We start from the raw sequence: 8,697 nt of genomic DNA, 5'->3' as shown, positions 1-8,697 counted from the left end.
TGCGGGCTGTCTCCATGCGGCAGCGATACGGTGCCAAGTCCCATGGTGCGCGCTGTCGAGAGGACTATCTTGACCCATTCCAGGCAGATGGAGGAGTTCCTTTCTATCCAGTCAAATACCACCACGCCTTCGGAGGCACCTTCATGGGGCCCGAAGCTGCGCTTCAGCAGGCGCTGGGCAGTGCTGTGCCACACCGGTGCGCGCCGTCCGGCATCATATGACTTCGCCAGGGCTGCCGTTATCGGCGCCAGGTAAGGGCGGCGCACGTTGCGGATCAGTATCAGCGTCTGCAGAAACCAGCGGGCAAATTCAACCGGCGGCAACAGGTCGCTGATGTGGGCCATGCGTACGCCATTGAGCTTGCGCAGAAATTCAATGCGGTAGTCATTGCGAAACCGCGACTTGCCTATCAGCACAATATCGCACGTATGCCCCGAATCAATCCACTTGTAGATCACCGGGGTAATATGATCAATGTCGTTATAATGACGGAGAAAAAAAAGAGCTTTCATACCCGGACGTTTAGCTCCGGGATGTTAAGGACAGACAGTATATCCATCATTTAATTGAATAATCAGATAAATCTTGAGTGGAGAAAAGGGCGTAATTGTACACTCGCGGATATTCGTTTACCAGTACAGGTGTCTGAATGGTGTCAGAAGTATGGCTATATAATCAACCTAAGCCATATTCGGTGGCACAATCATGACTGAATGGGCATCGATCGAGGCGCATGGATACGCATATTTTAATCATAGGCCACAACGCGTGATGAGCATGGCGGCACTTTGATCATTGTTTTGCAATTCTGTATCCAACCGGCAAAAAAATCTCCCGATATCCGCTCCATGGAAGGCATATTCAGCAATTCCATAAGGTGGAAACTTTTTCAAATTATTACAGAGTATCTCCTCTGATGGTAGGATAGCGACCAGGGCGCGCGAACTCCATTACCACTGACGCATAAGGCTAAACAATTGGCGGTCAGATGGAGAAGGGCATCTCTACAAATACAAACTCCAATAGAATGTGAAATAACCAATGAAAACAATTGCTGTAATACCGGCCCGGATGGGTTCGTCACGTTTTCCCGGCAAACCGCTCTCAAGGCTATTAGGCCGGACCATGCTGGAACATGTTTACAAGCGCGTTGCCCTGAGTAACTCTCTCGATGCTACTTACATAGCCACTTGCGACGAGGAAATCCGGCAAGCGGCGCAGGATTTTGGCGCCCCCGTGATAATGACCGCTGACACCCATGAACGCGCCAGTGATCGGGTTGCCGAGGCTGCCGCCGGGATTGATGCAGAACTGATTGTTATGGTACAGGGCGATGAACCGATGACCCATCCGGAAATGATCGACACCGCGGTGGAGCCATTCCGCCATGATCCGCAACTGGGCTGTGTCAACCTGGTGCGCAGTATCGATAACAAGGCTGACTTCTATGACGTCAACACCATTAAAGTAGTGATGAATCAACAGGATGATGCCATATATATGTCACGGCAGCCGATACCGACCGCTCCCGCTCAACTTGCTCAATCAAATTTTGTGCATACCTGCGCCTATAAACAAGTTTGCATTATCCCATTCCGGCGTGAAACATTGATCGAGTTCTCCCGGTTGCCGCCCACTCCATTAGAACAATTGGAGTCCGTGGACATGCTACGACTGCTGGAGCATGGCTATCGCGTGAAGATGGTGAGAACGAGCTTCAATACTCAGGCGGTGGACACGCAGGCCGATCTGGAACGTGTAGCCGGATTGATGGCAGCCGATCCTCTGCTAAGCTCGTATTGAACCAGATACTCTCCCAACGCGCGTTCAAGTAGTTACCATAAGGAATACCTATGCAATTAAAATCAAAACTGGCCCGGAATGCCCTAACCATCGGCTCATGGGTTACGTTAGGACATCCGGCAATTGCCGAAATCATGGCTGCCGCAGGGTTTGATTGGCTGGTACTGGATATGGAGCACAGTGTTCTGGAGCTCAGCGAAGTTCAAATGCTGATCCAGGTGCTCGACGGTCAACAGTGCCCGGCGATCGTACGACTGACGTCGAATCACCCTGACCAGATCAAGCGGGTTATGGACGCCGGCGCAGCGGGTGTGATGGTGCCCATGGTCAAAACCGCCGCTGACGCCGAGGCTGCGGTACAAGCTGTTTATTATCCGCCCCGAGGCCGGCGCGGAGTCGGCCTGGCGCGCGCTCAAGGTTATGGCGCAAGATTTCAAGAATACCGTCACTGGTTGGAAGATAACGCCATCATCGTGGCCATGATTGAACATATAGATGCGGTCAATGACATTGATTCCATTCTTTCCGTTCCCGGCATTGATGCCTATATCATCGGCCCTTACGATTTGTCGGGTTCCATGGGACGGCCCGGCGAGCTCGATTATCCGGACGTTCAATCCGCGATAGAAAAAGTCAGGGAGGCTGGACGCCGATTAGGCAAACCTGGAGGCATTCACGTGGTCGAGCCGGACCCTGAGGCATTGCGGCGCAATATTGACGCTGGTTTCAACTTTCTTGGCTATGGTTTGGACATTCGCATCCTCGACACACTTTGCCGCGGTCATATGCAGAATATAAGGGCATCATTATGAACAAGCTTGTTATTTCCACCTCATCGTTTGATGTGGACAACAATCCCCATATCCAGCATTTGCAAAACGAGGGAATGCATATTGCTGGTAATCCCTATAAACGCAAGCTGACCGAAGATGAAACTATTGAATTGCTGGGTACGGAGACTGTCGGGATGATAGCTGGCATAGAGCCTCTGACGGAACGTGTTTTCGCATCCGCAAAAAAACTGAAAGTGATCTCCCGCTGCGGGAGCGGCCTGGATAGTGTCGATCTTGCGGCGGCGAAACGCTACGGGATCGCGGTGCTTAATACCCCGGAGGCGCCAGCCCAGGCGGTGGCTGAGCTTACCATGGGTTTGATATTGGCTGCGTTGCGTCGGATATGCCAGATTGATCGACAACTGCGCGCGGGAGAATGGCCAAGGACTCAGGGCCAGCTGCTCGCTGCCCAGTCGGTAGGCATCATTGGCTTGGGGCGCGTCGGCCGGCGGGTTGCCCGTTTATGCCAGGCTTTTGATGCCAAGGTTATGGCGCATGATTCCTATGTAAGCCAGTCGCCGCAAGGAATAGAGCTGGTACCGCTAGAGAAGCTTCTGGCAGAGTCGGATATCGTCAGCCTGCACCTGACTTATGACGCCGACACTCACCATTTGCTGAATGGGGAGACTTTCGCACGCATGAAACCCGGCGCCGTGATAATAAACACGGCCCGTGGCGGCCTTATTGACGAAACCGCCCTGGCTGAGGCTCTGACTTCCGGGCAGCTAGGTGCGGCCGCACTCGACGTTTTCGAGCAGGAACCTTATCATGGTCCATTGATCAAATGTGACAACGCTATTCTCACCTCACATATTGGTTCGCTTGCCAGGGAATCGCGTCTGCGCATGGAAATCGAGGCGGCGGAGAATCTGTGGCAAGGCCTGATTAAAGCTGGTTTAATGAGAGACGGGTAATACAGGAATGGCTAACGAAATCGCTATCGTGTATGGCGCCAGTGGTTTTCTTGGCAGCCATGTTGCTGACGCATTATCCGCCGCCGGCTACCGGGTACGCCTGTTTGACCGGTGCCCATCACGCTATCAGGGTCACGATCAGGAAATGATCATTGGCGACATCATGGATCTTGATCAGGTGACGGAAGCGGCCAAGGGCGCGGACGTCGTCTATAATTTTGCCGCAATCGCGGATATCGATGAAGCTCATGACAAGCCGCTGGCTACCGCCACGATCAATGTATTGGGTAATATGCATGCGCTGGAAGCTGCTCGTCTTGCTGGAGCTCGCCGCTTCGTCTTCGCCAGCACGATTTATGTTTATTCCGAGTCTGGTTCGTTTTACCGTGCCAGTAAGCAGGCGGCGGAGCGTTTTATAGAAACCTACCATGAGCGCTATGGACTGGACTATAGTATTTTGCGCTATGGATCTCTGTACGGCAGGCGTGCCGATGCCCGCAACGGGATCTACCGGATGCTGCATGAAGCCGTTGAACGGCATTCGATAACCTACCATGGTACGGGTGAAGCGCTTCGCGAATACATCCATGTGGAAGACGCGGCGCGCATGAGTGTACAAGTGCTGTCACCGGACTTCGCCAACCGCCATTTGATCCTGACCGGACAAGAGCGATTGCGGATCAAGGATGTCATGACAATGATCTCGGAAATCATGCCCTGGGAAATAGCATTGAATTTCGACGAGGGCAGTGCAGTGCATCACTATGAGGTGACTCCCTACGCGTTTCAACCCCGCATCGGCCGCAAGTTGGTGCTTAATGAGCATGTCGATCTTGGCCAAGGCCTGCTTGATTGCCTCAGGGATATTCACAAAGCCATGCATCACTCCAGCGAAGATGACGAGGCCACACCTTTGGCATCCGACAATAAGGCATGAAGACAGCGCACTGGCAAGCCATCATTTTCGACTTCGATGGTGTGGTGGTTGAGTCTGGAGACATCAAGACACAAGCCTTCGGCAATCTCTATCGGACCTATGGTGAAACGGTAATGACCGCGGTGATGCAGTATCACAGCGCAAACGGCGGAATGTCCCGTTACCAGAAATTTCATTATTTTCAACAACAATTATTGAAGAAACCTCCGCTGACACCGGATGAAGAGCAGCTATTGGATCAACGTTTCTCCGAATTGGTGGTCGAGGCAGTCATTGCCAGCGAGACCGTGCCTGGTGCAGCCGAGTTGATTCGTAAAGAGGCCACAAGAATACCTTTATTTATCGCATCCGGTACGCCGGAAGCAGAGCTTAAGACGATTGTTATGCGTCGCGGCCTGGCACCCTATTTCACCGCGGTGCGCGGTTCCCCTACGCCAAAACAAATGCTCATCGCGGATATTCTGTCGTCCCACGCCCTTTCTCCTGAACGGGTACTGATGATAGGGGATGCGCTGATTGATTATCAGAGTGCGCAGGCGAACAAGATAGCATTTCTGGGAAGAGTACGCTCAGGGGATGACAACCCCTTTCCGGCAGAGGTCAATACGTTACCCGATCTGAGTCCATTGCTCACCTGAGAAAAATCTATCTGCTGCTGTTCTAATGGTACGCATGCCGACACCAGCCCTTCCTTGTGTGTCGTCGGGCCGATGCGGCCGCCCTGATGATCTAGGCCAGTAACCACTCCATACCATGCGCCAGTCGATGTACTGCGCGAGTTGCGCCAGAGGGTGTCTCGGGTTAACCAGTTCATCCAACCGCTGGCGGAACAAGTCATTACTCGCTGCGTATTCGGCTTTGGGCCCATGTAACCCTCGCTATATTTGCAAGAAATTGCACCGATTTTATCAGGAGCCGGCACATCCAGCCGCCACAATTCAACAATTGATCTATTATAATCAGTTAGTTATTGATTATAATAGATCCGACTAAATCCGGTAGTTATCGCTCATTTGATAGATCAGTGTTATGATAAATAATAATATTTCGTACCATTTTAACTTTCATTCTTTGGGTGAAGCCGCTACGGGGTGAATGATGCTTTTAAACCAACCCCAGTTTAATCTGGGCGTGAAGCGTTAAGGAATGCAGGCTGGCCCCAGACTTGCATGGATAACGCGGAAAATGATTCAGTACGCATAGTTTGTGGCATTTTTGAATATTCAGAGGGCTACCGATATGACTGGCAACAAAGAAAAAAGCCCTATCAAAGCGATTATTCTCAGCGCGGGTCAGGGGCGGCGATTGCTGCCGCTAACTGAAAACATTCCAAAGTGCTTGTTACCAATCGGGGGCAGGCCAATTATTGAATGGCAGATTGATGCGTTACTCGCTGCCGGAATTCATGACATCGCTGTCGTCACCGGCTTTAAATCCAGTCTGGTTGAAGCCCTGTTGCAAAGCTATGAAAATCGAGCACGGATCAATACGATTTTTAATCCGTTCTTCGAGGTTGCGGACAATCTGGCCAGTTGCTGGATTGCACGCTCCGTCATGGATCGTGATTTTCTGCTCATGAATGGAGATACTATTTTTGATAAGGCGCTACTGATGCAGGTGTTGAACTCGGCCTCCGCACCCATTACCCTCAGCGTAAGTCACAAACCCATCTACGATGCAGACGACATGAAGGTTCAGTTGGACAAGAGAGGATGGGTCAAGCATGTAAGTAAGAGCTTATCCGCGAATCAAATCGACTGCGAGTCCATCGGACTTATTTTTTTTCGGGAGCATGGGCCACAATTGTTTCGCAACGCGGTCGAAGAGGCACTGCGGGACCAAGAAAAGCTTAAATTCTGGTATCTCTCCATCATAGATGCTCTGGCAGCCAAGCAATTAGTGAATACGTGTTTTGTGTCCGAGCACTTCTCATGTGAAATTGATTTTGCCGGGGACCTGGAAAAGGCCGAGGCACTTTTTAGCAAAACAAATCAAGATAAAGTGCTGCATAACCGTCTTTGCACAGGTTAGTCACTTCTAATTTGCCAGCGCGTTACGAGTTCCTCGCAAAGTATAGGGATTTTTGAATGGTTAGTTCGCCGCCGCCGGATGCCCCGATCTTTAACGCAACAATGCGAAAGTTTGGGGCACCCCAAACAATCATTCATCAATATCAATACTGGAGCGTCATGCTCCGGCCAGTGCAGTTAACGCTTGGTTCCCTGGTTCTGGTCGCTCATGAGCCGGTTCATGAATTCTCCAAGCTTAGTCAAGAGAGCTTTACCGAGCTTCACAAAATAACAGCGCAGCTGGAACCTGCTTTAGCAAAAGCGTTTAATTACGACAAACTTAATTATCTGATGCTCATGATGGTTGATCCAGACGTACATTTCCATGTTATTCCGCGTTACGCAAAGGCAAAGAATTTTCATGGCCTGGAGTTTATCGACTTCGGTTGGCCCGGAGCGCCTGATTTCCATCGGCCAAATGAAACCAATGCTGAAACTAACCAGCATATCATCGATTACATTTTGCCCCGCTGGACATAAGCGTCACGCCACCGTGATAGGGGAAAAGAGCCTAAACTCGATAAAAACAAACATTTCAGGCAAGTCGGGATTTATATGGCGGGGAACGCACAAGTCTATTGCGATTTTATGGTTTGCTGGATTTGCAACTCGAGGCCGCTAACAAACAACAATTGATTTCAATGGTATCCGGTTAAAACAGCGGTGAGTACGCGGAGATCAAGCGCCGGCGCGGATTCTCAAGCAAGTTACCTCGGTGCCGATTTAAAATAAATTGGTTCATATTTGAATAATTTTCCGAAATTAATTCTTCAGGGTTGCTTATGAATTCGGGTAATGCTATGTTCGCGCAGCCTGCGTACTGATTTGCCATCGTCGAAAAGGAACTTCCAGTTGATGCTTTGCTCTACACATTGCTACAAATCCTGCGGATCTTTGTATTCGGGAGAACCCGGCTACAGTAAGTCTTCACAGCCACTGGCGACATTCCCGGACAGATCGGCTTCAACAACCAGTTAACAACCAATTAAATTTGTTAAACCTTTAACGGAACACCACCGATATGATTTGTGAAATGAGTCAACGATGATACAACTTGTTTTGTTGCGACATGGGGAAAGCATCTCGAACCGGGATGGGTATTTTACCGGCTGGAACGATGTCGCATTGAGTCACCGGGGTGAGCATCAGGCGGAGCAGGCTGGTCGGCTGCTCAAAGAGGCAGGCTGTGAGTTCGACATATGTTTTACTTCGGAACTTAGACGAGCCACTGACACATCGCGTATCGTATTGTCGGCGATGGGGCTTGACGGATTGACCACACGGCAGAGCTGGCGCTTGAATGAGCGCCACTATGGCGCGCTGGAGGGAGTTCATCGTATTAATGCTATCGGGAAATTTGGCATATGGCCCGTCCTGAGCCCCCAGTTGCGGTTTACTGCAGTACCTCCCCCACTGGGTCCCGATGATGCCCGTTGTCCAAGAAATCAGCCCCGTTATTCAGATGTTGACAAGAATGAATTGCCGCTCGCGGAGAGCATGCAGCAGACTCATTCACGGGTCTTGCCTTATTGGCAGGAAACCATCGTACCCGAGATCCTGCGTGGGAAGCGGGTTCTCGTCGTATCTCACCGGCACGTCTTACGCTCATTGATGATGCAGTTGGATGGATTGTCCGTTTCCCAACTCATGAAATTATCCATAGCAACGGGACGTCCGTTGGTATACAACCTTGATCATGAACTGGGTCCTGTTCAGCATTACTATGCTGATCGCCAGTCCGCGTAGTCACATGTTCAGTACCAAGCTTAGCTTTCCTGGAAGCTCTATGCTCTGGCCTTCCCGGTAATAGGCGATAGTCGGAATAGCGATAGGTGCCGAACATGAATCCCAGTGTGTTTCAACGGCCGCAAGCCGCCTAGCCGTGTTCGTCAAAAATTTGAATTGGATTAACAAGCTTATTTCGGAAGCCAAACGGTATCATGCCTAAGATGTGTAGCAAGGCATGCAGTATTTCACCCGGCATAATGTTGCCACCTTGCAGGCAGGCAGGTCTGTTGCTCAATCTTCAGAGGTATTCTTGACAAGATTTTCCGTGGTGATTCCCACGCTTGACGAAGCAGACCACATAGATCCATTACTGACGCGTCTGTTTGCACTGGATCTGGTACCAGGTAGTTTTG

8 protein-coding genes and 1 pseudogene are annotated in these 8,697 nt (G+C 50.7%); 8 read left to right on the top strand and 1 reads right to left on the bottom strand.

What is annotated here, in order from left to right:
- A pseudogene (locus tag BLO43_RS15905) lies at positions 1-512 on the bottom strand (hypothetical protein); the annotation flags it as partial.
- Positions 513-1,041: 529 nt separating this feature from the next.
- On the opposite strand from BLO43_RS15905, the gene BLO43_RS15900 reads away from it, so the two are divergent.
- From BLO43_RS15900 to BLO43_RS15860, 8 genes are all read left to right on the top strand, one after another.
- Complete coding sequence (locus tag BLO43_RS15900; protein ID WP_090907992.1) at positions 1,042-1,803, top strand: 3-deoxy-manno-octulosonate cytidylyltransferase; 762 nt, start codon at positions 1,042-1,044, stop codon at positions 1,801-1,803.
- Between the two features lie 50 nt (positions 1,804-1,853).
- On the top strand, positions 1,854-2,615 hold the full coding sequence (locus BLO43_RS15895; RefSeq protein WP_074630993.1) for an HpcH/HpaI aldolase family protein: 762 nt from the start codon (positions 1,854-1,856) through the stop codon (positions 2,613-2,615).
- Entirely contained in the window at positions 2,612-3,550 is a 939-nt protein-coding gene (locus BLO43_RS15890) for a phosphoglycerate dehydrogenase (protein ID WP_090907990.1), read from the top strand. Before BLO43_RS15895 ends, BLO43_RS15890 begins: the two co-directional genes overlap by 4 nt.
- Before the next feature lie 7 nt (positions 3,551-3,557).
- Entirely contained in the window at positions 3,558-4,487 is a 930-nt protein-coding gene (locus tag BLO43_RS15885; RefSeq protein WP_090907988.1) for an NAD-dependent epimerase/dehydratase family protein, read from the top strand.
- Complete coding sequence (locus BLO43_RS15880; protein ID WP_090907984.1) at positions 4,484-5,125, top strand: HAD family hydrolase; 642 nt, start codon at positions 4,484-4,486, stop codon at positions 5,123-5,125. Before BLO43_RS15885 ends, BLO43_RS15880 begins: the two co-directional genes overlap by 4 nt.
- A 568-nt stretch (positions 5,126-5,693) precedes the next feature.
- On the top strand, positions 5,694-6,518 hold the full coding sequence (locus BLO43_RS15875; protein ID WP_254773515.1) for a phosphocholine cytidylyltransferase family protein: 825 nt from the start codon (positions 5,694-5,696) through the stop codon (positions 6,516-6,518).
- A 56-nt stretch (positions 6,519-6,574) separates the two neighbouring features.
- Complete coding sequence (locus BLO43_RS15870; RefSeq protein ID WP_090907982.1) at positions 6,575-7,036, top strand: HIT family protein; 462 nt, start codon at positions 6,575-6,577, stop codon at positions 7,034-7,036.
- Positions 7,037-7,600: 564 nt separating this feature from the next.
- Entirely contained in the window at positions 7,601-8,302 is a 702-nt protein-coding gene (locus BLO43_RS15860) for a 2,3-bisphosphoglycerate-dependent phosphoglycerate mutase (protein WP_090907979.1), read from the top strand.
- Positions 8,303-8,697 lie beyond the last annotated feature (395 nt).

The organism is Nitrosospira sp. Nsp13 (assembly GCF_900101945.1).
Taxonomy (GTDB): Bacteria; Pseudomonadota; Gammaproteobacteria; order Burkholderiales; family Nitrosomonadaceae; genus Nitrosospira; species Nitrosospira multiformis_D.
Note: the sequence above shows the minus strand (reverse complement) of the source record. Positions and strands in the feature narration are given on the sequence as shown.